Below are 24,401 nucleotides of genomic sequence, written 5' to 3'. Positions count from 1 at the left end.
TATATTATTCATTACCAAAAATCTTGGCATATTATGATTGAACAGGAACTATGGGAAAAGCTTCTGGTATTAATTGAAGCAAGAGACCAGGAACAGTTACAATTCTGGTTGCGAACTTTGCAGGCACAAGAAGTTGCTTATGCACTTTCTCACTTGTCTGATGATGCACGGGCTCATTTGCTGGATTTGCTTTCTCCTGAAGATGCCGCCCATCTACTAGAGCAGTTAAGTGACGTTCAGGCTGCAGATATTATCGAGAATATTCAACCCAGTGTTGTTGCTGCCATTCTTGATGAGCTGCCAAATTCAGATCAGGCTGATATTCTGGCAGAACTCGAAACGGAGAATGCGGAAGCAATTCTGCAGGAGATGAACCCCACCGATGCCCAGGTAGTGCGGCAATTGGCAACATATCAACCCACTCAGGCGGGTGGGTTGATGACAACGTCATTTTTAAGTTATCGTGATTCCCTGGTTGTTCGCGAAGTAGTGGAAGATCTTCGGGCCAAAGCTGACCTGTATCGCGATTATGAAGTCCAATATGCCTATGTTGTGAATTCCGAAGATCATCTGGTTGGGGTCCTTCGCCTGAGAGATCTACTGTTAGGGCAGGGCAGTATACCCGTACGGGAACTAATGCTGAAAAACCCTCTTTCGATTTCTGTTGATTCTGATCTCGATACCATGGTTGATTTCTTTGACACCCACCATTATCTGGGCGTGCCAGTTACCGATCATGAACGCCGAATTGTTGGAGTTGTGCAGAAAGCTGCAGTGGATGAAGCGTGGGAAGAGCGACAGGATCGCACCTACCTGAAACGTCAAGGGATTGTATATGAAGAACTACGATCCATGCCGACAATACGGCGTTCTGGAGGCAGGCTTAGTTGGTTATCGATCAATATTGTGTTGAACATGTGTGCTGCCAGTGTGATTGCTGTATTTCAGGATACTTTGTCTGCTGTGATTGCACTAGCTGTTTTTCTGCCCATCATTTCTGACATGAGTGGCTGCTCAGGTAATCAGGCGGTCGCTGTCAGCTTGCGGGAGCTTTCGCTAGGTCTGATCCGCCCACACGAAATTATGCGAGTCTGGTTTAAAGAAATTTCTGTGGGGCTGATCAATGGGATTTGTCTTGGAATTTTGATTGCTCTTGTGGCTTTCATCTGGAAAGGGAATCCTTATCTTGGGCTGGTGGTGGGAGTGGCTTTGTGGTTGAATACGATGGTCGCCGTCTCGATCGGTGGGGCAATTCCACTGATTTTGAAGCGGTTTGGCATGGATCCTGCATTAGCGGCTGGACCAATTCTTACCACAGTCACCGATATGTGCGGATTTTTCTTTGTGCTGGGCTTTGCAACAATTGCTATGCCCTGGATTCAATAATTTCCAATACAGCCAATTGAGTAGATAGTATGCGTTGGAGCATTCGTGTTCAATTCGTTTTACCTCTGATTGTGGTACTGGCAGTGCTGATCGCGTTTGGAATTGCCAGTCTATATCAGGCACATCAACAGGTCGAATCTCAAACAATTCAGCAGCTAGATACTGTTCAGAAACTGCTAAAAAGCGGACGATTTCCGCTCACAAAACCGGTTTTAGAACAGATGAAACAGTTATCGGGAATGGATTTTCTGGTGCTTTTCCCTAACAGCAAACCCCGGAACGAGTTGAGCACACAATTTACCCACTCTATACCGCAATTAAATCCTGAAAAAGGTGGTTTTTTTTCTGCCGACTACACAACTCGAGTTGTTGACCTTCCAGATTCCCATCCGAATTTTCCAGCAGAAGTCATCGTGTGCTATCCCACCCAGAATGCGAATGAGGCATTGAATACTGCCATTCAGCCAATATTTCTTCTTTTTGGTGGGGCAATATTTGCGATTATTCTGGTCGCATATCAGGGAAATACACTGGTTCGAAAAATTCGCTCTCTGCAGCGACAAACTGAAAATCAACAGGTTGGTGCGTACTCGCCAATTGATATTCCCCCACGAAATGACGAAATACGCGATTTAGCAGTTACATTTGATCAGATGTTTAAGCAACTATCAAATTATTATGCCCAGCAACAACAGATGGAAAAACTTCAATTAATCTCACAAGTGGGGACTGGATTAGCCCACCAGTTGAGAAATCACATTACCGGGGCAAAACTCCCACTCGAATTAATGGCCCAGAATGAAAAATACGATGAAGAGGCAATCGAAGTATCGCTGCGTCAAATCTCCTTACTAGAGAATACTTTACGGCGATTTATTGCATTGCAGAAACAGGAAATGGTGCCCACAGCCAGCCGAATCGATCCTGCAAAGCTGGTGCCAGAAATAATCGCCATTTTCCAGCACCAGGCACACCATGCCCGCACGGAACTTTCGGTGGTTTGTGAGCACGGCACTCATGAAATTCTCATGAATCCAGATTTATTTCGCGATCTGGTGATCAATCTGGTCATGAATGCTCTTGAAGCTGCCGCAGTCGACGGCAAAGTTCAGGTGAAAAGTGGCAACCAGGGAGATTTTGTCGTTATTACCGTGCAGGATACTGGTTCCGGACCACCGGAAAACATGAAAACCACTTTGTTTGAACCATTTCAATCATCCAAAAAAGAAGGGATTGGTCTTGGCCTGGCAATCGTTAAAACAATAGTTGAAGATTGCCATGGTGAAATCTCTTGGCGTCGAGAGAATAATTGGACAATCTTCACGGTAAAATTACCTGCCTACCGTGGGTTTTGATACAAAAATGAGAAAAATATGAAATTCCTTGTTTGCTTGATGCTGTGCGTGATCGCTACCAGTGTGAATGGGGCTCCTGCGAAGCCCACTGAACCAGTGGCGGAAGTACGTGAAATTGTCGTTAGTGCTGGTGGTTTTGTGAAGGGGGCTGCGGTGACGATGCCTACTGAAATAAACTCTACAGATGAGCTGAAGAAAATATCTTTAGCGGCAGATGAGATCGAAAAAATTCAGAAACAAGTTGATTTCAAAGTTGTGAAGATCATTCTGTTTCAATGGTCTGGTTCTGGAATGGATGAATTGACCGCAGTTGTTGACAAAGAGAATGTCATTTTTCATTACAAACGTGGGTTAACAAAAGATTTACGCTCTCATGCCAAAGTGTTTATGATTCCCAAGAAGTCAAATTTCACCGTTAAGTAGTGGCGTTTGTGAGAAAGAAATGAAAAAAATCAACTGCCACTGTCGGAAATGGCTGGCATGCAAGCTCTGTCATGGTGTGGGTAAATACGATTATACCGCAGGTGAACGAGGATTTGTGCCATTTGTCTGCCCCACCTGCGAAGGCAACAAACAATTGCAGGAGGGAGATGCTTCGTTAGAGTGCCGTACTTGTAAAGGCCAGGGCTTTGTTGACCCTGCAAACCCACCTCCCAGTGGGATGATTGATGTGCTGGTGAAAATTCTGTTCGGTGCCTGAAATTTCAAAGCCTACTAAGTTGATCAACAAAGTAATTTTAGTGATATTTTGTAGACTTTTTTCTGAATTTGTGTTGCTTTCCTTTCTAATCCTTGTCATAATCCAAATACCTGCCGCAAAGTGCAACCCACTTTGCAACGACGACTGATGTCTCATTTTGGGGATGCTACATGCGTTTATTCACCACATTATGCTGTATGTGGTCATTTTGTTTGGGTGCTACAAGTGCAGAACTTCTGTCACCGAATTCAACGGTCGAACAGGCAATTGACCACTACATCAACCTGCAATTGAAAGAAGCGGCTATTGTCCCTGCACCACTGGTGGACGATGCAGAATACTTGCGGCGGGTTACGCTTGACCTGGCAGGCCGCATCCCCACCATCGTGGAGTATGAAGAATATCTGAAAGCCAATGATCGAAATAAGAAGCAACAACTCGTAGAGCGGTTAATTGCCTCCCCAAGCTTTGTGCGGCATCAGTCCGTAATGTTCGATGCGATGATGACAAACACTTCATCTACAAAAAACTCACTGCAAAAATATTTTGCTGTTTCTTTGGAGAAACGAAAATCGTGGGATTTGATCTTCCGCGAATTGATGTTGCCGGATGAGTCGGATGCTAATCAGCCCGGTAGCGGGGATTACTTACGAGCCCGAATTGGTGATCTTGACAGATTGACAAACGACGTCAGCGTGACTTTCTTTGGCGTTAACGTCAGTTGTGCACAGTGCCACGATCATCCACTGGTAGAAGACTGGAAGCAGGAGCACTTCTACGGCATGAAGACATTCTTTTCCAGAACATTTCTCAATGGCAAAGATGTGTCAGAAAGGGATTATGGTTTGGTTAAATATACCCCTAATAAAGGGAAGCCTACTGATGCACGCCCACTGTTTTTGTCGGGCAAAGTGATTCCATTGCCGAATTTGCAGGACCCAACGAAAGAACAAGTGGCCAAAGAAAAAGAACTTTTGGAAAAGCACAAACAAAGTAAGACCCCACTTCCGAAACCAAGTGTCAGCGCCCGTGAAACATTGGTCGTGACAGCATTGAAGGATGTTGAAAATGATTTTTTTGCAAAATCAATCGTAAATCGAATCTGGCATCGCTTCTTCGATTATGGAATTGTGAATCCACTGGACCAGATGCATAGCGAAAATTCGCCCAGCCATCCAGAAATGCTGGCGTGGCTGGCTCGTGATTTCCGCAACCACCAATTTGATCTGCACCGTATTATGCGGGGAATTGTGCTGTCCGACACATATGCACGTAGTTCCAAATGGGAAAACGAAAATGTGCCTCAGAAAAAATATTTTGCTGTCAGCAATCTGAAGCCCCTGATGCCCACTCAACTGGCATTGTCCATGCGGATTGCTTCCCAGGATCCAACTTATTTCCGCAATGCTGGCACGGCAGAACAGGAAAACAACATCGAGAAGCTTGTAGGTTCTGCTAACTCTTTCGCGAATCTATTGGAAATTCCTGGTGAAAACTTTCAGGTGGGTGTTACGGAAGCTTTACTCTTTTCCAACAGCGACCAGATTAATCGACTATTGTTCCAAAGTGGTAATTCACTCATCAAACCTTTAGTTGCTTTGCCGCTGAATGAAAGAGTTTCCGAAATGTACCGCTTTGTATTTGCGCGCACTCCCACAGCTATTGAAATGAACTTAATCCAGGAATACTTGAAGCAACGGAATGATCGTGCAGAAGAAGCACTGCAACAGGTTATTTGGGCATTAGTCAGCAGTCCCGAGTTTCGATTTAACCATTAATTCACCACCAACAGCAGAAATATAACGGAGAGATCCATGGAACATTCTGATCATCTGGAAAACCAATTTACCCGTCGCGGGATGTTGCAATCGGCACTGCTTGGTGGTGCTGCATCAGTTGCAGGTATCGCGGGTGTTGATGCGTTAGGTACTTCTGCAATCGCTTCAGAACTGAAGAAACAGCAAAAACGAGTCATACTGCTCTGGCTTGCTGGTGGTGCCAGTCAATTGGAAACATGGGATCCGAAACCGGGCGCAGTCACTGGCGGGCCATTTCGTTCAATTCAGACGGTTGCTCCAGGTGTACGCATTTCAGAACTGATGCCAAAAATGGCTCTAAGATTGAAGCATACTGCGATCATTCGATCATTGAATACTCGCAACGGCGACCACGGTGGTGCTGCACAGATCATGATGCGGGGGCGTAGAAACGAAGCGAACATTCGTTTCCCTGATCTCGGGGCAGTTGTCGCCCGCGAGATGGGATTACCCGACAGTCCGGTACCAGATTATGTGACCTTTTACACGCAAACAGAAGGGCGAGGCATGGCACCCGGGGACTCGGGCTTTCTCGGTTCGCGTTATGCACCGATGGAACTCACCACAGACATGATGCCCCGCAATATTCGTAAACTTGATGGAATTTCGATGATGGACCACCAGGCCCGTCATCAGTTGCGTGGGGCTTTGGCAGCACATTTCAGCAAAGGCAGGCAGGATTCCGTAATGAATAGCCATACGGAAGCGTTTACCCGTGTTGCTGGCCTGATGAGTAGCGAAAAACTGTTTGATATTTCGCAGGAATCGGAATCGATGCGAGATCGTTATGGTCGTACACAGTTTGGCGAGCAGTGCCTGATTGCCCGTCGACTTGTGGAGGCTGGAGTGCCGTTTGTGCGAGTCGGCCGAGCCTGGTGGGACAGCCACGGTCAGAACTTTGAGACACACCAGGAAATGGTACCAGAACTTGACCATGTGATGGCTACGCTTATTGACGATTTGAAAGACCGTGGCCTGCTGGAAAAGACTTTAATTATCACCCTTTCTGAATTTGGTAGAACGCCATCAATAAATGCTAGCCTGGGTCGTGATCACTTTGCTTCTGCCTGGTCCTGTTCATTAACCGGAGCAGGAGTACTTGGTGGATCGGTTTATGGCGAAACAGATGAATCTGGAAATCGGGTGAAAGACGGTGAAATGAATGCCGCCACCTTGTTTGCGACGATTTATTCTGCACTGGGAATTAACCCCCACAAAAATTACTACATCGGCAGCAGGCCCATTCCACTGGTTGATGCAGGTACGGAACCTGTCAAAGCGGTTCTGGCGTAACGAATTATGAAAATTATTTAATCCCATGTAGGGAGTATTCCATCATGAGTTTTAAACCAGACGCACTGAAATTGCAGAAAGAATATTCCTTTAAGGGAATATTGTTTGGCATTGCGCGAATTGATGAGAGGCTTTTTCTCGCCGCATCCGACTTTCAAGTCTACGAAGCCGCCATTGCCAAAGATAAACTTGATTTGCAACCCTGCTACAAACACGAAAGTTATGTTACCTCGTTAGCGGTTGCCAAAGATGTCGTAATATCAGGCAGTTATGATTGCAAATTAACCTGGTACCACACAGTAACTAAGAAGGTGATTCGTTCAGAAACCGCCCATGATCGCTGGATTCGAAAAGTAGTGGTTTCACCAGATCAGAAAACGGTTGTGTCGGTTGCAGATGACATGATTGGGAAAGTGTGGGATGTGGAAACTGGCAAACTCAAGTTCGAGTTGATCAGCCACGAGCAGAAAACACCCACTGGGTTTGGTTCGATGCTCTACACAGCATGCTTTTCCCACGATGGCAAATGGATTGCAACTGCTGACAAAGTGGGCAAAATCTTTGTTTGGGAAGCAAACACTGGAAAACGAGTCCAGGAATTACATTCACCGGGGATGTATACGTGGGAGCCTGTTGCCCGGTTACACTCAATTGGCGGCATCCGTTCGATTGCCTTCGACCCCTCCAATCAGCGAATTGCTGTTGGTGGGATTGGGAAAATTGGCAATATCGACCACTTAGAGGGGAAGGCCCGTCTGGAAATGTTTGAATGGAATACGGCGAAGAGCCTGGGCGTGTATGAAAGCGGTGCCCACAAGGGGCTGAATAACGTAGTTCGGTTTTCAGAAGATGGGAAGTGGTTGCTTGCAGCGGGTGGTGCTGGTAACGGACATATGATTTTTCTGGATGCTGCGACTTTGAAGCCTATCCGTGAAGAAAAATCGAGCTTTCATGTCCACGAAATGCTAATGGATGAAGCAAAGAGCCACCTGATAACGGTCGGCCACCAGAAATTGGCTACTTATCAGGCTTAATGAAATATTTATCATTTTTCGGAGTCAGTAAATCGATTTTTTCCAGGATTGTTGTAGTTATCTAGTGCTGACACGATTTTTCCAATGTTTGGAACTGGCACTCTCCAATCTGCTCAGATCTACAAGAAAACTGTTTTCATAATACTTGAAAGGTGATTGTGGGATTGTAAACTACATGAACCTGTAACCCCAATTGTTTGTCAAAACGATCGTGCAGGTTATCGGGCTGTAGCGCAGCTTGGCTAGCGCGCTTGCTTGGGGTGCAAGAGGTCGTGGGTTCAAATCCCGCCAGCCCGATTCATTTTTGCCATTAACCACTATATCTGACAGTAGTTCTGCGAATTGCTAAATTAATATCGGATTCCAATCGGCTTTAAGGAATGCAAAACTATTTGCGTTGTATGCGAATTATGCTTGTCCACTATCACCAGATAAGTTGGAATAACAGCGATTTTAGTTGAAAAATGTTATTGCAGTAAGATGAAAAAGAGTGGAGATGAGGGGGATTGAACCCCTGACCTCTTGAATGCCATTCAAGCGCTCTCCCAGCTGAGCTACATCCCCTAATTAAGTAATTAATTTAAGTCTTCACAATCGTTCGTCAAGTCAAAACAATGATTTCATTTCGAACTCGAGGATTGCAAAATCATTTTCGCTTCCTTGCGAGTACTTCGTAGCATTACCCCAAGTTTCTTTGGTTTGATTGTCAGGTACGGAAATGAATCCATCCCCAACATTACCCAGATCTTCTGGGGTACTTTTACATCCCACTTCGTTACCAACTGCATATGGCATTGGCGATTTTGGTCCTGCTGCGTATCGTTGGATCGATTCGCTAGCCGAAGCCAGACAAATGTGGTGGCAGACTCTTCCTTTGGGGCCGACAGGCTATGCCGATTCCCCATACCAGTCTCTCTCCTCGTTTGCGGGAAATATCAACCTGATATCTCCAGAACTACTCATTTCAAATGGGCTGTTGGTTGAATCCCGGTTGCCCCTCAACAGTTTCCCTACCCACAAAGTCGACTATGCCCAGGTTATTGCCTTCAAGGAACAAATAATTAGAGCAGCCTGGGAACAGTTTAGTTCGCATCCACCTGCGGAATTGAAACAGAATTTTGAACAATTTTGTGATGAAGAGGCCGAATGGCTCCAGCCTTATTCTCTCTTTGTGACTTTAAAAAAAGCCCGGGGTGGAGTGGCATGGACCGACTGGCCCAAAGAATTAATGAATGGTGAACAACACCCAGAATTGTTGAAAATGGTACAGCACGAGCTGGGTGATGAAATTCGTCTGCAGCAATTTGCCCAATTTCTATTTTTCGAACAGTGGGGCAGGGTGCGTGCCTACGCGAAATCGAAAAAGGTGAAGATCATCGGCGATGTTCCAATTTTTGTGGCGATGGATTCAGCCGATGTCTGGGCACAGCCTGATCTGTTTTTGCTGGATGCTACTCGGAAACCACTTGCGGTGGCGGGTGTTCCGCCCGATTACTTCAGCAATGAAGGTCAATTGTGGGGTAACCCCCAATATCACTGGGAGAAGCAGGAACAAGACGGATATCGCTGGTGGGTGAAACGGTTGCAGGCAGCACTTCGGATGGCAGATTTGATTCGCTTAGACCATTTCCGTGGCTTTTGTGCTGCCTGGCATGTTCCGCCGAATGAGCCGAATGCGATTCGAGGACAGTGGGTCGATGGGCCACGCGAAAAATTGTTTATCAAATTAATCGAGGCCCTTGGAAACCTGCCATTGATTGCAGAAGACCTGGGCGAGATTACCCCCGATGTCTTTGAACTTCGCGACCGACTGCAACTTCCAGGGATGAAAGTGGTGCAGTTTGGCTTTGAATCACCTGCCAACGAGTTTATGCCACACAATTTTCCCAATAGCAACTATGTTGCCTACACTGGCACACATGACAACGACACCACCATGGGCTGGTTTCATTCGGTTTCACCCCAGGAACAACACTACTGTCGGCAGATTTTGCGGTGCAGTAACGAACAGATTGCCAACGAACTGATTCGGTTTGTCTGGTCGAGCACAGCGCAGATTTCCATTGCCCCTTTGCAGGATCTACTTCAATTAGGTACGGAAGCCCGCATGAATTACCCAGGAAAACCTGATGGCAATTGGCATTGGCGATTCACAGAACACCAACTTCAGCCCCACCATTGGGAGTTTTTGAAAGATATAACGCACCTCTACAACCGGGTGGGGGAATGACCAACGAGCATTTTCATCAATTCTTAATGATTTGTCAGCAATACCAGCCGCACCTGGCAGTGGTATTGGGTTCGGGCTTAAACATCGCTTTTCAAGACATGCCTGAGATCACTTCGGTATCCTTTTCAGAAATCGAAGGGGTGCGTCCTCCAACTGTTCCTGGTCATCATGGCAGATTTCAATTGATTGAACTTGGAAGCAAGCCGATAGTGGTACAAACAGGCAGATTGCATTTTTATGAAGGTTGCACCCCGGACGAAGTTTCTCAGCCCCTGCGTGCCATTCAGAAAACCGGCATTTCTCATCTTCTTCTCACAAATGCGGCAGGTTCACTCCAGCCCACATGGGTACCTGGTGGCTTGGTTCAGATTCGGCAGGATTTTTTCTGGCAACTTGGTGATCGTTTTCAGAAATTATTTCAGCCACTGGAAACAGATGTTTATTCGTCTGACTTTTTCGATCTAGTGACAAACGCCGCCAATGCTGCAGGTTTGAAAATTCCTGCTGGCGTTTATTGTTCGCTTCCTGGTCCGTGTTACGAAACGCCCGCAGAAATAGGCGCCTTACAAAAGATTGGCTTTGATCTGGTGGGAATGTCCACTGCTTTTGAAGCACGCTTTGCTAAGTCGTTTGGCATGGAAGTGGCTGCAATTTCCTGTGTAACAAATCTTGCCGCTGGATTAGAACAGAATGCCACTTTGCACCACCAGGATGTGCTTCAAGTTGCGCAGAAAGGCAGCACTAATCTGCTAAAAATTATTGCACAGCTACCACTTTGATTTTTTAGGCAATTTCATGCAATCTTGAAACTTTTCGTACTGGCTTTGGGTATAGATATAAGAGATTCGGAATCGGGAGACCCAATGAAACTCTGTCTATTGTTTAGCTGTTTGATTATCACATCTTCGGCCATTTATGCTGATGTTATTGAAACTAATGCCAAGTTGGGCAAAAAAATTGAAGTAGAGGTGACCCAGGGTAGGAAGTCACTGTCGCTGAAAAAGTTTGCTGGGAAAAGCGGCACAGCGGTGGTGTTTTTGTCGTTCGATTGCCCCAATTCAACAGGTTATTCAGACACGTTGAACGAATTGGCAAAAAAATATACTACTAAAGGCATTAACTTAGTAGGCTTTTGTCCAGGCAATCACACAGAAGCAGAGCTTGGTTCGCTAGTCAAAGATTTCCAATTGTCTTTTCCCGTGTTCACAGACTCAAAATTTGTGATATCCAGTGCTTTCAAAGCAAGCATCACCCCCGAATGTTTCCTGCTCGACCATAATCAGGTGATGCGATATCGTGGACGGATCGACAATCAATACAGTGCCCGCCTGAAAAGGAATCCGAAAGTAACTGATCACGATTTACAGGATGCCATTGAAGCGTTGCGTGCTGGCAAACCAGTCACAAAGCCGGTAACTCAGGCAGTGGGTTGCCCGATTATCGATTTTAATAAATCGGTCGAAGTGACAACCAAGTTCACTTACCACAAAGATGTACAACCTATTTTACAACAGCACTGCCAGGGGTGCCACCGTCCAGGTGAGGTAGGGCCATTTTCATTAATGAATTATGAGCAAGCAGTTAATTGGGCGAGTGATATTAAGTATTTCACAGAATCTGGCGAGATGCCACCCTGGAAACCTTCTGCTGGTTTGGCTTTTCACAATGATCGTCGCCTTTCCAAAAAAGAAGTTGAGATTTTGGCAGATTGGGCTGATGGTGGGACTCCGAAAGGAAACGAAAAAGATGCACCCCCTGCACGGAAGTATGTAGATGGCTGGCAGTTAGGCAAGCCGGATTTGATCTTGACCACTGGTGAGGAAATGAATCTGGCAGCAAGTGGTTCCGATCTTTTTCGATGCTATGTGATGCCCACTAATCTGCCCGAAGACAAGTACATTGTTGGCTTCGAAGTGCGACCAGGCAATCCCCGTGTCGTTCACCACACCTTGAATTATTGGGACATCACTGGCCGAGCACGTCAACTAGAGCAGGAATGGCAAGCAAAAGAAAAGAAAACAGATAAAGATTTCGGGCCCGGTTATTCTGCTTCCATGGGACTTGGATTCATTCCAGGTTCGTCCCCACGAGAAGGCGTGCCGGCAATCGGTAATTTCGGCGGCTGGGCACCTGGGCAAATGGCGAGAATGTTGCCCAATGAAACTGGTTATTTTCTGCCAAAAAATGCAGATGTAGTTATTCAAGTGCACTACCACCGCGATGGCAAACCAGCCAAAGATAAAACGCAGATTGGGTTATACTTTGCCAAAAAACCAGTGAAAAATCCCTACCAGACAATCATGGTTGGTCCTAAAGGGATCCTGACGATTCCACCAAACAAAGAAAATCATACTATCAAGGGCAGCCTTTACCTGCACACCGATTGCCTGATGCATTCTGTAATGCCCCACATGCACCTGATTGGCAAATCGGTGAAGATTACCATGACGCCTCCAGAGGCCACGGCACCCATTACGCTGGTTGATATTGATAAATGGGATTACAACTGGCAGGAAACCTATTGGCTGAAAGAGCCGATGTTGTTGAAAGCTGGAACAAAGCTGGAAATTGAAGGCATTTACGACAACAGCAGCAACAACATCAATAATCCAAACAATCCCCACGGTGGGTATTCTTTGGAGAAGAAACAACAAACGAAATGCTGTTTGGGTTTTTTGGTGTTACCTCACCTGACGGCAAACGGGTACGGGCTCGATCAACGCCACCTGCTAAATAACACGCTTCCCAACTACTGTGGCATTCTTAGTCACCAGTACTTCAAAGATTTTCGTCCTGCGAATCCGCCGTATAGTGAAAGTGATGCCTGCCGTCACATAATGTTCGTTCACTTTTGGAACGTGTCCCAGTTCGGAAATCAACCAATCCGACATAGTTAGATCCGGATTCTGAAATGAAATGTCCATTCGAGAACTGATGTCTCGCAAATGAACACCCCCACCCACCATCCATGCATCTCCTTGTAGTGCGTGAATCTGACGGGGTAAGTGGTCAAATTCATCCTGGAGATCTCCAAGAAGTTCCTCAACGAGATCCTCCAGAGTAACCAGACCGAGTGTCTTCCCATCCTGGGCACGCACAATAGCCATGTGTTCGTGTAAATCTACGAAAATACGCAACAACTGGGCCGCAGGCTCATCTGGGGAAACGAATTGTACAGGGCGGATAATACCTGTTAATCCAGGATTATTCGGATTGGTTTTCGACCAGTAAACCATTTCCTTAAAGTTGATGTAGCCCACTACATCATCAACATTGTTTTCCTTGTGAATCGGGAAGCGAGTGTGGGGGTCATCATGCGCCACCACAATTGCATCGTCAATCGAGTTACTTGTTGACATGAAGGTGATTTCTGTCACCGGGATCATGACTTGCCCCACCGTCATCCGAGACAGGCGAGATGCCCCGCGAATAATCCTTTCCTGGTGAGGACCAATCAGATTTGTCAGACGTGCCATGCCGGCAAGGGCAGTCATTTCTTCCAGCGTGGGGTCATCCACCAGTCGATTACGTCGCTCAAAGGGCCTGTTAATGAGATGAATGAACCAGAGCACTGGCTGAAAAACTCGTGTCAGTAACAACAGGGGAATAGCCACAGCGGATAATCTGCGGTTGTACCGCACCCCGAGTGTTTTCGGTAGCACTTCGGTAAATTGAAGCATTACATAAGTAAATATGATTGAAAACCAGATAACCGCACCTGAACCATAAAGTTCTTCGACTTTAGAGCCAGCAATCGTGGCACCGATGGTGTGGGCTGCCGTGTTTAAGATCAGAATTACCGCAATGGGCCGATCAATCCGTTGCTTGAATTGCTGCCAGATTTTCCCCACTCTGGGGTTTTTCTGAACAATATCTGCAATCTGGCTGGGTGTTAAACTTAACACGATTGCTTCCAACAATGAACACATCGCAGAAATACTGACAGCAATAAACGCACTGATAAGAAAAATAGTCAACCAGGATTCTCCGATTCAGGAAAGGTGTTAAACAGCGATAGCTGCACAACGAAAAATTGAGACTACTACTTTGACTTTTTGCGCTTTGATTCGCCAGTCTTCTTTTTATTCTGCTGTCCAACAGGGCAATCTGCCAGCATCGGACAATCCTGACATGCTGGTTGATCGCTACAAAGTTGGTGCGAAAAATCGGTGAGCAGCTCGATAAACTGGATTCCTTTTGCTTTGGGAATCAAATGCTCCATAGAAGTACGTGCCTGCGAAATTGATGTTTCACTATCAAGAATCTCCAGCCTCACCAGCGGCCGTAAAGTAGATTCATCGATAGGCAAGGCATGTCCGCCCAGTGATCGCTGTGTAATCCATGCCTGCAAATAATCGTTTGCTGCCTGGAGCCGGGCGATTTTCCGAACGCCTTCTTTTACTCCCTTACTTGTTATATCCTGCATATCGTAAGAGTACGTCAGGCTGAACCATTCCTGAAGCAGACTGATGATGCGTTGGGCTCTGGGTCCAACATCGGAAAGCATGAACAGTACATCACAGAGTTCCTGAACTGTGGAAACACGGATTTCATTCCAGTCTATGAACTGGGTGATCAACTGGTTAAAAGCTGCATCTGCATTTTCGGAAGTGGCATTTTCACGCAGTATGCCATAGACCACTTCGTCGATTACTTCACGTTGTGGCGGGAGCTGAGACGTAAAATTTTTGTTCAGAATGGAGAATAAGTGGTCAACAAGTTTCTGTTTGGGGTTACCAGCGGCCATGAATTCCCCTCATCATGTGGAACGTTACACAACTAGTTGGCAGGTGATGAATCCGCTTCCGAGGGGAGATCTTCAACAGTTGGTTGTACATCGAGAAGCTTTTCCGTTTCATCATCCGTGGATTGTCTCAGTTTTTCCTGTGCAAGAATGTTGCTGACTTCCAGGCTGTTCTTGAGGCCTGTATCAAGAAAAAACTGCACCTTGGGAATATAGCGAGTTGTCATCCGTTCTGCCAACTTTGATTGCACAAATCCAGCAGCGTTGCGTAGACCATGTAATGTCAGTGTCTGTTCTTTTTCGGAACCCATCACAGAAACATACACTTTGGCAGTTTGCAGATCCGGAGTCACTTCGGTTCTTGTTACTGTAGTAAACTTAATACGTGGATCTCGCAGGTGAAACAAAATTGCTTCACTGGCCACTTCACGCACGACTTCCGCAACTCGAGCCAATCGGAATTTTTTCATATTATGCCACCAGTTCCGGTTTCAAAACTTCCTTCACCACAGAAACAAACTCAGCTTGCGGATGTACGCGCATTGCTTGAGTGATCTCCTCCAATAGCGACTGCACTGTTACTGCATCAGAGCCTACAACTGCAACCCCCAACACGATTGATTGACAAATATCCTGCAAATCAACTTCGCTGACCGCTACTTTCCATGAATTGAAAATACGGTCTTTCATGCTTCGAACAACTTGTCTCTTTTCTTTCAGTGTTCGGGCACCACGAAGCAAAAGCTTGAACTTTGCGTAACCTACATGCATCTTATTTCAATTGGCAACAAGCCAATGATTGGCGAAAATTAAAATCCCAGAAAAATCACTAATTCAAAGAACGTTGCCGACGGAAGTTGGTTACAGTTTCCGTTGAACCTGTTCAATGCGGTAAGCTTCGATCACGTCGCCAGTTTTCACATCGTCAAAGCCTAGCACTTTCATCCCGCAATCGTATCCTTCGCGAACTTCTTTAACATCGTCCTTGAACCGTTTCAGAGAATCAAGTTGGGCAGTCCGTTCGGGTGGTGGGAAAATCACCGCACCATCTCGAATGACTCGGATTTTTGCATTACGTTCCACGGTACCCTGGGTAACATAACATCCGGCAATTGTACCTACGGAACGAATCTTGAAGACTTCCCGAACAACAGCTCGGCCCAAATGGATCACACGTTCTTCCGGCTTCAGTTTACCTTCCAGAGCAGCCTTGATATCGTTCGTCAATTCATAAATGATGTTGTATTCACGAAGCGGGATATCCTTCTCGTCTGCCAGCTTAATCGCAGCATCGTCAGGAACCACGTTGAATCCCACCACCATCGAATCTGCGGGTGATGTCAACGCGAGTTGAACGTCACTTTCGGTAATTGCCCCGATACCAGAATGCAGAACGCGTACACGAACTTCTTCGTGTACCAGCTTTTCCAGTTCCTTCTTAATGGCTTCGACAGATCCCCGAGCTTCCGCTTTCAAAATTACCTTCAACTCAGTAATCTTGGTTTTGGATGCATTGAGGCTGAAGCTGTCAAGAGTGACAGGGGTAAAGCGATTAAGGGATGCTTCCTGGAATCGCTGTTTCCGTTTCTCAGCAATTAAACGCGCTGTAGCCAATTCAGGCACCACGTGGAAGTGGTCGTCTGCATTGGGAACTTCATCTAGACCAATGATGCGTACCGGAGTAGATGGTCCAGCCGTTTCGATTGACCGGCCCATATCATCATACATGGCACGCACACGCCCGTAGGAAGATCCGCAGATAATCGCCTCGCCTTTTCGTAACGTCCCTTGCTGGATCAGCAGCGTCGCGTTAACCCCCTGATCGCCGGAAAGATATGCTTCAAGACATACCCCCTGGGCCGATTTGTGTGGATTCGCTTTCAGTTCTGCCAATTCGGCCAATAGAGCAATATTTTCCAGCAGATCATCGATACCATCGCCCTTGGCGGCACTAGTGTAAACGAATGGACAATCACCACCCATCGTGTCAGGCAGCAACTCCAGTGAATAGAGTTGCTGCTCTGTTTTCTTCAAGTTGGCATCTGGCAAATCAACTTTGTTGATGGCAACAATGATCGATACTCCTGCTGCCTTGGCGTGGCTGATAGCCTCTTCTGTTTGCGGCATCACACCATCGTTTGCTGCAACCACAATGACAGCAATGTCTGTGACATTGGCCCCACGGGCACGCATCTTGGTGAAGGCTTCGTGACCAGGTGTATCGAGGAATGTAATTGGTTTTCCATCTTTTTCGACACGCCAGGCACGGATTACCTGTGTGATACCACCAGCTTCCGAAGAAACAACATCTGAATCCATACCGTATTTTTTGCGGATGGTGTCAAGCAATGTCGTTTTTCCATGGTCGACGTGCCCCATGATGACCACAACAGGAGCGCGGGATTCCAGTTTGCTTTCATCATCAGCTGCCTCATCATGGGCATCGAACATGTCCTGTTCCGCATCTTTCTGACGCTGAATATCCAGTTCAATACCTTTTTCGCCAGCTATCAATTCCGCCACTGCTGGCTCTACGCTGCTGTTGATAGTAAAGAGTGCGTTTGCCAAATCTTTCAATTTGAACAGCAATTCACCAGATTTCATCCCGATTGCTTCTGAAAGAGAGCGTACGGTAATCGGGAAGGCAATTGGGACTTTCCCTTTACGCTCAATTGTACCAGGCAATTTGGCCCGTTTCTGCTTGCGTAACAGGGCAGCACGCCGGCCAACCTTGGACCCAAGCGATTGGTCGTCCAGTTCTACATGTCCATCTGTAATAATAACGTCACGGGTCTTGACCTTCCGCTGTTCCGTGCGGCGGGCCCGTTCTGCAGCCCGACTGTCTTTGCCCTTGGCGGGAATGCCTTTTTTGCCTTTGCCTGCTTCATCCTCAACAACTTCGTCAGCACCCGGCTTCACAGGTGTGGGCAATTCTGCCTGGCGACGGATCTCAGTCAGGTTCTGACGGCCTTCCCGCAGCAACTTCAACTCTTCGAGTGTAAATCGGCGTGCGGGCTGTGAAGTTCCGGGCTGGGCGGCACCTGCCTTGTTTCCGGGAGTGGGAGCACCCTTCACTGGAGGTTTGGCACCAGGTTGCTCGGTAGTTGGGCGTACAGTGCCTGCTTTTTGAGCAATTGACCCAGTCCCACGTTGGGAAGGCTGGCGTCGATTGCGATCTCCTGGCCGAAGTGGGGCTTGTCCACTGGCAGGACTGCCTTGAATATTGGCAGGGCGTGCTGTACCGTGCCACCTGATCCTGCAGTACCGGGCGCAGGACGTTGTTGGAGGCGATCACCAGCACCTGAATTGCTGGCAGTGCGTTGTTGTGGCCGCTCTCCCACGCCACCGGTTGGGCGGGCAGGATTTTCTGGAGCTCGAGCTGTCGGTGCAGGCGATCCACTTGTAGCAGGACGTTGCGGAGCAGGTGCTGGCTTTGCAGCAGGTGGAACCGGTCTTTTCGGCTGCAAATTCTGCATCGGACGAGGAGTATTCAGATTCATCGGACGTTTGGGCGGCAACAATTGTGGTGTAGCTGCTTTCACAGGCATTGTTTCCACATTGCCAGAGCTCGAAGGCATCGCAATTTCTTCCGGCTGTACTGTGGGTGCAATTTCTGCCGAAACAGGGGCAGTGTCTTCGATGACCTGAACTGGCTGCAGTGGCACTTCGATCGGTTCTGCCACTTGCTCCTGTACTGCTTCAACTTGCTCGACAACGTCTGAATCAACAGATTCTTCAACTTCCAAAACTGGAGCTGGCTGCTCTACTTTGGGAGCAGGACGTGGAGAGTCTAACGTGGGAATCCGCTTTGGAAGCTCAGGCACTGGTGGCTTAACCGGCTCTTCCACTGGAGATGATTCTTCATGAATTTCCGCAGCAGCCTCAACAGGCACAATTGTATCTTCAACAATCGGAGCATCTGTTTGCTCTTCCGGTTCCACAAGTTCGGGAGTTTCCTCAACCGATTTTTTGGGAGGTGGGGGTAGGGTGACGATTTTCTTGTCCACCATCTGGGGGACTACAGGCTTGCTGGGTTGTACAGCAGGCGCAGACACCTTCTTGGCTGCAGGCTTGCCACCTTTGTTCAAACGATCTTTTAATTGATCAACTTGCTCAGCTTCCAGACTACTGAGGTTGTTTTTGACGTCAAAACCAAGTTCTTTGCAATATTCCAAGAGATCTTTGGTGTCGACGTTGAGACTTTTAGCCAAAGCGAATACACGAACAGGTTTAGCGGCGCTACTTGCCAAGCAGATTTACCCCCAGGCAGACTGATTGCTGCCATAAACTACCAAGAAAATAATTGTTTGAACGTACCCGGTGTTGCAGTTCGGAAAATATCCGTATCTCAATCGCACCCATGGTGGGTGTAGTTAGCTGGTGAGGTAAAGCTACATAATAAAGTGTCTAATCGATCCTTTCGCCGGGTATCACAACTTGTGTAATTAGTGGAAGTAACTCCATACAATAGCACCACCAGGGCGACAAACCCTGTTGATACTATTCTAGGTTACACACATTTTGGTGGTTGTCACTGGCAAAAAGTAATATTTTTAGGAATTGAATCTGATTTTTCGTTTATTCACAAATTAAATGAGGATATTTTCATTAAAATCCCCTCATTTTATCCATTACCCAGGCCAAATGCAGTTCGGATGCAGGAATGTGCCAAATCACCGAATTTTGCATCCACGACAACACTGATACAGATTTCGCTGGTATTGATCATCACAATATTGATTCCTTGTGACGCCAGCGCTTCGAACATTTTTCGTGCCACACCTGTGTGAGTACGCATTCCGACACCATGAACAAACAGGATGGCAATTTCACCCACTCCAACAACAGTAGCTTGGGGATTTATCTCGCTCATCACAGTTCGTGTACACTGCAGTGCCTTCTCGAGATCCGTTTTCGGAACTGTAAAGGATAACTCGGCATGGTCTGGCCCAGTAAGGTTCTGGACAATCATATCCACCAGGATACCATCTGAAGCGATCGCTTCAAAGACTCGGGAGCAGTTACCGGGCAGATCAGGCAGGCCAAAAACGGTAATTCGCCCGTAGGAGGCATCCAGTTTTACCCCACTGACAACAATATCTTCCATACCTGATAACCGTGCCAACGCTACGGCAAGTTCTGCCGGATCACCACGGTGGGGATGCAAAGTAGTGCTAGCGTGATCGCTGATGTCAGTTTCCACACCAGCACCAGTGCGAGGGGATTCCAGCTCAAAAGCCGAATGCACCGATTTCAGGGCCTTTGGGCCATCTTCTCTTGCCACCAAAACGGTAATTTTAATTTCGCCCGTGGTGATCATCTTTACATTTATTTTTTCATCTGCCAGTGCAGCAAACATTTTTTCCGCAATACCTGGAAAATGCGGCATTCCTGCACCCACCACCGATACTTTGGCAACATCTTCAACTGTTGCAATCACCCCACCTAATTCATCGATAATAGGTCGAATGGTGATCAGAGTTTTATTCAGATCATTTCGGAGCAACGTGAAACCAATGCAAGCTTTCCCACCAGAACCAACACTTTGGCCAATCATGTCAACTGCAATGCTAGCTTCGGCGATTGCTTCAAAAATCCGGTGGCTGACACCTGGCCGATCGGGCAGACTTTCCAGAAAAACCCGAACTTCGTCTTTTGCAAGTGCTGCACCACAGGCGGGGAAGGTGGTCATCCAGTTGGCTTCTGGAACGATCCAGGTTCCCACCACATCGGTAAATGCGCTTCTCACCATCAGGGGGACATCATATTTTTTGGCAAACTCGATCGCACGAGAATGCATGACACCTGCACCCATACTGGCTAATTCCAGCATTTCATCGTAACAGATGGCATCCATTTTACGTGCTTCAGCAATTAACCGGGGGTCGGTTGTGTAAACACCATCGACATCGGTGTAAATTTCGCATGCAACAGCATTTCCAGCCAATTTGAGTGCGGCTGCCAGTGCCACGGCGGTGGTATCTGATCCTCCTCGTCCGAGAGTGGTGATATTTGACTGCTCATCAACCCCTTGAAAGCCTGCCACGATCACGATGTTATCTGACTCGAGAGCACGCAACATTTTATCCGTGTCAATCGCCTTTATTCGAGCTTTCGTATGAGACGAATCGGTTCGGATGCCCACCTGAATACCGGTAAAACTGACTGCCGCTTCCCCTAATTGCTGGATTGCCATCGCCATCAGAGCAATCGAAATCTGTTCGCCGGTGGCCAGCAGCATATCCATTTCACGTGCAGGTGGATTATCGCTGATTTCACTTGCTAGGGCAATCAGATCATCCGTAGTATCACCTCTCGCACTGACCACCACCACTACGCGATTGCCGTCATGTTTAGCCCGAATTGCTCTTCTTGCTGCACTGGTAATCCGTTCTGCATTGGCAACACTGGTTCCCCCGAATTTCTGCACGACGATCGACATGCCGCACTGCTCCCGACAACTTTGCAAAGGTTCATTATTTCATCTGAAAGGATCATGTTATGAACTGATGAAAGTGAAAATCGTTTTGAGAGCAATCAACCAGGTTTTCAACAAGGAAACAACTGTCGATCAGAATGATTTCGAGTGGCAATTTGGCCAACTTTCAACGTGCACAAATTATAATCGAATCAAAAAAGTTGATACGGCCTGACATCCATTTATAGTGACTGTAGAATAATCTTCCGAAGGAAAGGGATAAGGATTAATTTTCTGGAATTACCAGACCATCGGCTCGGCTACACAACATCTGCAAGGTAGCCAAAGCAGTTGAGCTTTTCAAAAAGCGGACGGAACCATCTCCCATGGCGACGTTGACCCCACCTGTATGACCAGATGATAAAGGAATATTTCGACCAGTGTTGTGACTGGTCCCACCTGAATTTGGTAGTCCACGCTGGTTGATCTGATATGCGACAGTCGTGCAGTTAAAATGCCGTTCGGTATTAGCTGTACCGACAGCAGTGTTATTTGTACCCATTGTCCAGCCGTGGGGGCCCTGGCTGGTGATCGCTGAATAGCTGCCTGTGATGGGTTGGTTATTCGCATCACGTAGATGATCACTTTGCTCACCCACAATAATCGTGTTACTGGTGCCATCAGTAATTGCTGAAAAATTGATCTTGCTATTCTGAAACAAACTTCCCCCGCCGCTGCCTGACCCGTGACCACCAGTGTTTAGCGGAGTATCCAAAGTCGAACCCGCAATTCCAGTGTACGATGTGAACATCTGAATCGAACCTGCATTGTTGGAAGTTGCGTAAAACTCTGGTAACGTTGAAGAGGGACAGCGATAATTTGGTACTACAAAGCGATTTACTACAGCCATGTTGTTTGCGTTTGTGTAACCACTAGCAGTGGTGTGTTGAAAGCGGTTGTAAACGTTATCCTGCTCCATGTAAGGTAACAGGTACACTTTCCAGGAGAGACCCCATGCAGTGTTATCCTGATCTGATGGGGAACAACCTTTCGGTAAGTAACCCAATCCATCGTGGTGAGCATGTAACGCAATGCCAATTTGTTTCAGATTATTGGAACACTTCGACCGATTGGCCGCTTCGCGTACTTTCTGCACAGCTGGCAATAAAAGCCCAATGAGAATTGCAATAATTGCAATGACAACCAGTAGCTCAATCAGGGTAAAGCCTGATCGTCGAGAGGAAAAATTCGCCATCAACGCACTCCAAAGAATATGATTTAATGACGGTCAGAAGACCGCTTTAACATTAATACTGCACTGAATCGCACCACTGCAAGAGAATAACAAATAAAAATATGATTATGAGTAGAATTGGTTAAGATCTCATCTTTATGGCAAAAAATGCCTGTTGATTGTGAGAGATCTGTGAGAAAACTGTATCTCGCATCATGATTCTCATCATCCCGCAGTTTGAACAACTTACAAATCTGTTACAAACCTTTCGTATCCTAAAGATCGTCTTTCATGTGGGGTATGGTACTGATCTCTCTATTCAGAAAATCCCCCAAATTCAGGAGAAAAACGATGAAAATGGTCTACTTGTGGTGCAGCACCGCAACAGTTGTGCTTGCCAATGTGCTCTTTGCCGCAGATCCTCCACTTAAGCCAACGGATAGCACCATCGTTGCTGTCACGGTCTATCAATCCACGGCACTGGTCACGCGGGAAGTGACTGTACCAGCGGGGCAGGGGGTGCAGGAAATCATGATTACACCCATGCCCAGTCAGATTTTACCCAGTTCGATTTATGCCGAAGGAAACCAGGACACTCGAATTTTGTCTGCTCGGTTTCGCAGTCGTGCGGTGTTTCAGGATACGCGGGAAGAAGTGCGGAAACTGGAATCCCAGCTTGCAGAATTGCAAACCAATAATGCCAAACTCCTCGGTGAGTTGGAAGAAATAAAAATGTTTCTGGCATTGTTGAGCAAAATGGAAACTTTCAGCACCGCCACCATGTTGCAATTAACCGAAAAAGGGGCCTTAAAAAGTGAAGAAATTATCACACTTGCCAATTACATTAATGAGAATCGTTCCAAGAAATTGAAAGAACAAGTTACTGTTCAGCAAAAAGTCGACGAATTGAAAAAGGAAATTCAATTTGTGCAAAGACAATTATCTGAAAAATCAGGTGGTTTCAGCCGCACAGAACGGGATGCGGTCATCATTCTGGAAAAGAAAAATAATGCAGCTGGCAAGGTTCGGTTAAGTTATCTGGTAGAAGGTGTCAGTTGGCGCCCACAATACAAGTTCCGAGCAGGTAAAGATAAAGAAGTGGTGTTAGTGGAGTACCTGGCAGGTGTGCAGCAGAACAGTGGCGAAGATTGGAACAATGTGGATGTGACACTTTCTACCGCACAACCAATGCTGAATGCAGCACCCCCGGATTTGTTGGCGTTAAATCTGCAGGTGACTTCACATCAGATTGTAGTGAACAATTTTGGCAAAGATGGCAAACCTACCTCACCTGGCTTTAATCTGCCTGGTGGGCCAAGCCCACAACCAAACTTGCCTCCTGGTGCTTATCGCGAGCTACTGGACCAACAATCCCGCACATTTCGTCAGCAATCGGTGGATAACTACAACAAGCGGGACGAAAAGAAGGCTGGTGAATTAGCCAATTCTGCAGCAGCAGTGGAACAATTCCGCGATCTGGTGGCTGGGCAGGAAGAAGTGAAAAAACAATTAGAAGGTGCAGTGGGAACTTCCGATGAAGGGCCCAGCGTTACCTATCACCTGGACCGTAAACTTTCAATTCCCAGCCGAAATGATGCCTTGGTGGTAGAAATCACCCGCCTGGAACTGATGCCGGAATACTTTTACAAAGCGGTTCCTGTGCTGACCCAAAACGTTTACCGACTGGCAAACCTGGTCAACAAGAGCGAAATCGTACTGCTGGCTGGTGATGCCACGATGTATCAGGGGAGTGATTTTGTGGGCCAATCCCAGTTACCTCTGATTGCCATCGGCAAACCATTTACTGTGGGCTTTGGAGTTGATCCTCAGCTTCAGGTTACCCGCAAACTCATGAATAAAACCCAGACAACCCAGGGCGGTAACCAGGTGTTGACCTTTGATTACCAGATCCTGCTGCAAAGTTACAAGACTGCACCCGTCACCTTACAAGTGTGGGACCGATTGCCGAAGGCAGAATCCTCTTCCATCGCGGTAACGATGGTCAGCCAGACGCCCGCACTCAGCAAAGATGCAATCTATGAACGAGATGATCGCTCACGGAATTTGCTTCGCTGGGATATTGTGGTGAATCCAGAAAACCATGGCGATAAACCGGTACTGGTTGATTATTCCTACAAACTGGAATTCGATAAAAACGTCAACCTGGGCAGCACGATTGGCAAGTAAAAC

The 24,401-nt window shown here is 46.9% G+C and carries 18 protein-coding genes, 2 tRNA genes and 1 pseudogene; 12 read left to right on the top strand and 9 right to left on the bottom strand.

Features of this window, described 5'->3' with window-relative positions:
* Nucleotides 1-33 precede the first annotated feature (33 nt).
* From mgtE to R3B84_06735, 8 genes are all read left to right on the top strand, one after another.
* On the top strand, nt 34-1,386 hold the full coding sequence (gene mgtE, locus R3B84_06770; GenBank protein MEZ6140255.1) for a magnesium transporter: 1,353 nt from the start codon (nt 34-36) through the stop codon (nt 1,384-1,386).
* A gap of 29 nt (nt 1,387-1,415) precedes the next feature.
* Nucleotides 1,416-2,741 carry a HAMP domain-containing sensor histidine kinase gene (locus R3B84_06765; protein ID MEZ6140254.1) on the top strand — a complete coding sequence of 442 codons (1,326 nt, stop codon included), beginning with the start codon at nt 1,416-1,418 and terminating at the stop codon, nt 2,739-2,741.
* 96 nt (nt 2,742-2,837) lie between these two features.
* Entirely contained in the window at nt 2,838-3,164 is a 327-nt protein-coding gene (locus tag R3B84_06760; GenBank protein ID MEZ6140253.1) for a hypothetical protein, read from the top strand.
* Nucleotides 3,165-3,183: 19 nt separating this feature from the next.
* Nucleotides 3,184-3,441 (top strand): hypothetical protein, encoded by a 258-nt coding sequence (locus tag R3B84_06755; GenBank protein MEZ6140252.1) that lies wholly within the window; start codon nt 3,184-3,186, stop codon nt 3,439-3,441.
* Nucleotides 3,442-3,611: 170 nt separating this feature from the next.
* Complete coding sequence (locus R3B84_06750; GenBank protein MEZ6140251.1) at nt 3,612-5,219, top strand: DUF1553 domain-containing protein; 1,608 nt, start codon at nt 3,612-3,614, stop codon at nt 5,217-5,219.
* 36 nt (nt 5,220-5,255) lie between these two features.
* The gene (locus R3B84_06745) at nt 5,256-6,551 is read left to right on the top strand and encodes a DUF1501 domain-containing protein (protein ID MEZ6140250.1); all 1,296 of its coding nucleotides are present in this window, start codon (nt 5,256-5,258) and stop codon (nt 6,549-6,551) included.
* 44 nt (nt 6,552-6,595) lie between these two features.
* Nucleotides 6,596-7,585, top strand: coding sequence for a hypothetical protein (locus tag R3B84_06740; protein ID MEZ6140249.1), 990 nt, complete (start codon nt 6,596-6,598; stop codon nt 7,583-7,585).
* Between the two features lie 222 nt (nt 7,586-7,807).
* Nucleotides 7,808-7,882 (top strand) — tRNA-Pro (locus R3B84_06735).
* A gap of 194 nt (nt 7,883-8,076) precedes the next feature.
* On the opposite strand, the gene R3B84_06730 is transcribed toward R3B84_06735, so the two are convergent.
* Nucleotides 8,077-8,149: transfer RNA gene (locus R3B84_06730), tRNA-Ala, on the bottom strand.
* A 154-nt stretch (nt 8,150-8,303) separates the two neighbouring features.
* Here R3B84_06730 and malQ point away from each other — a divergent pair.
* From malQ to R3B84_06715, 3 genes and pseudogenes are all read left to right on the top strand, one after another.
* The gene (gene malQ / locus R3B84_06725) at nt 8,304-9,815 is read left to right on the top strand and encodes a 4-alpha-glucanotransferase (protein MEZ6140248.1); all 1,512 of its coding nucleotides are present in this window, start codon (nt 8,304-8,306) and stop codon (nt 9,813-9,815) included.
* Complete coding sequence (locus R3B84_06720; protein MEZ6140247.1) at nt 9,812-10,594, top strand: purine-nucleoside phosphorylase; 783 nt, start codon at nt 9,812-9,814, stop codon at nt 10,592-10,594. The genes malQ and R3B84_06720 overlap by 4 nt, the downstream gene beginning before the upstream one ends.
* An 84-nt stretch (nt 10,595-10,678) precedes the next feature.
* Nucleotides 10,679-11,065, top strand: a pseudogene (locus tag R3B84_06715) (redoxin domain-containing protein).
* A gap of 1,479 nt (nt 11,066-12,544) precedes the next feature.
* Here the strand turns inward: R3B84_06715 and R3B84_06710 are convergent.
* The 8 genes from R3B84_06710 to R3B84_06675 all read right to left on the bottom strand — a co-directional run bounded on the left by R3B84_06710 (nt 12,545) and on the right by R3B84_06675 (nt 22,232).
* Nucleotides 12,545-13,792, bottom strand: a complete 1,248-nt coding sequence (locus R3B84_06710) for a hemolysin family protein (protein MEZ6140246.1) — start codon at nt 13,790-13,792, stop codon at nt 12,545-12,547.
* Nucleotides 13,793-13,857: 65 nt separating this feature from the next.
* Nucleotides 13,858-14,562 carry a hypothetical protein gene (locus R3B84_06705; protein MEZ6140245.1) on the bottom strand — a complete coding sequence of 235 codons (705 nt, stop codon included), beginning with the start codon at nt 14,560-14,562 and terminating at the stop codon, nt 13,858-13,860.
* A gap of 32 nt (nt 14,563-14,594) precedes the next feature.
* Entirely contained in the window at nt 14,595-15,029 is a 435-nt protein-coding gene (gene rbfA / locus R3B84_06700) for a 30S ribosome-binding factor RbfA (protein ID MEZ6140244.1), read from the bottom strand.
* A gap of 1 nt (nt 15,030) precedes the next feature.
* Nucleotides 15,031-15,330 (bottom strand): DUF503 domain-containing protein, encoded by a 300-nt coding sequence (locus R3B84_06695; GenBank protein ID MEZ6140243.1) that lies wholly within the window; start codon nt 15,328-15,330, stop codon nt 15,031-15,033.
* Between the two features lie 90 nt (nt 15,331-15,420).
* The gene (gene infB, locus R3B84_06690) at nt 15,421-17,634 is read right to left on the bottom strand and encodes a translation initiation factor IF-2 (GenBank protein MEZ6140242.1); all 2,214 of its coding nucleotides are present in this window, start codon (nt 17,632-17,634) and stop codon (nt 15,421-15,423) included.
* Nucleotides 17,631-18,809 (bottom strand): translation initiation factor IF-2 N-terminal domain-containing protein, encoded by a 1,179-nt coding sequence (locus R3B84_06685; protein MEZ6140241.1) that lies wholly within the window; start codon nt 18,807-18,809, stop codon nt 17,631-17,633. Before R3B84_06685 ends, infB begins: the two co-directional genes overlap by 4 nt.
* A 374-nt stretch (nt 18,810-19,183) precedes the next feature.
* Nucleotides 19,184-21,001, bottom strand: coding sequence for an aspartate kinase (locus R3B84_06680; GenBank protein MEZ6140240.1), 1,818 nt, complete (start codon nt 20,999-21,001; stop codon nt 19,184-19,186).
* Nucleotides 21,002-21,263: 262 nt separating this feature from the next.
* Nucleotides 21,264-22,232, bottom strand: a complete 969-nt coding sequence (locus R3B84_06675; protein ID MEZ6140239.1) for a DUF1559 domain-containing protein — start codon at nt 22,230-22,232, stop codon at nt 21,264-21,266.
* Nucleotides 22,233-22,562: 330 nt separating this feature from the next.
* Between R3B84_06675 and R3B84_06670 the strand changes: the two genes are divergently transcribed.
* On the top strand, nt 22,563-24,398 hold the full coding sequence (locus R3B84_06670) for a mucoidy inhibitor MuiA family protein (protein MEZ6140238.1): 1,836 nt from the start codon (nt 22,563-22,565) through the stop codon (nt 24,396-24,398).
* Nucleotides 24,399-24,401 lie beyond the last annotated feature (3 nt).

The organism is Zavarzinella sp., assembly GCA_041399155.1.
In the GTDB taxonomy this organism is placed as follows: Bacteria; Planctomycetota; Planctomycetia; order Gemmatales; family Gemmataceae; genus JAWKTI01.
Note: the sequence above shows the minus strand (reverse complement) of the source record. Positions and strands in the feature narration are given on the sequence as shown.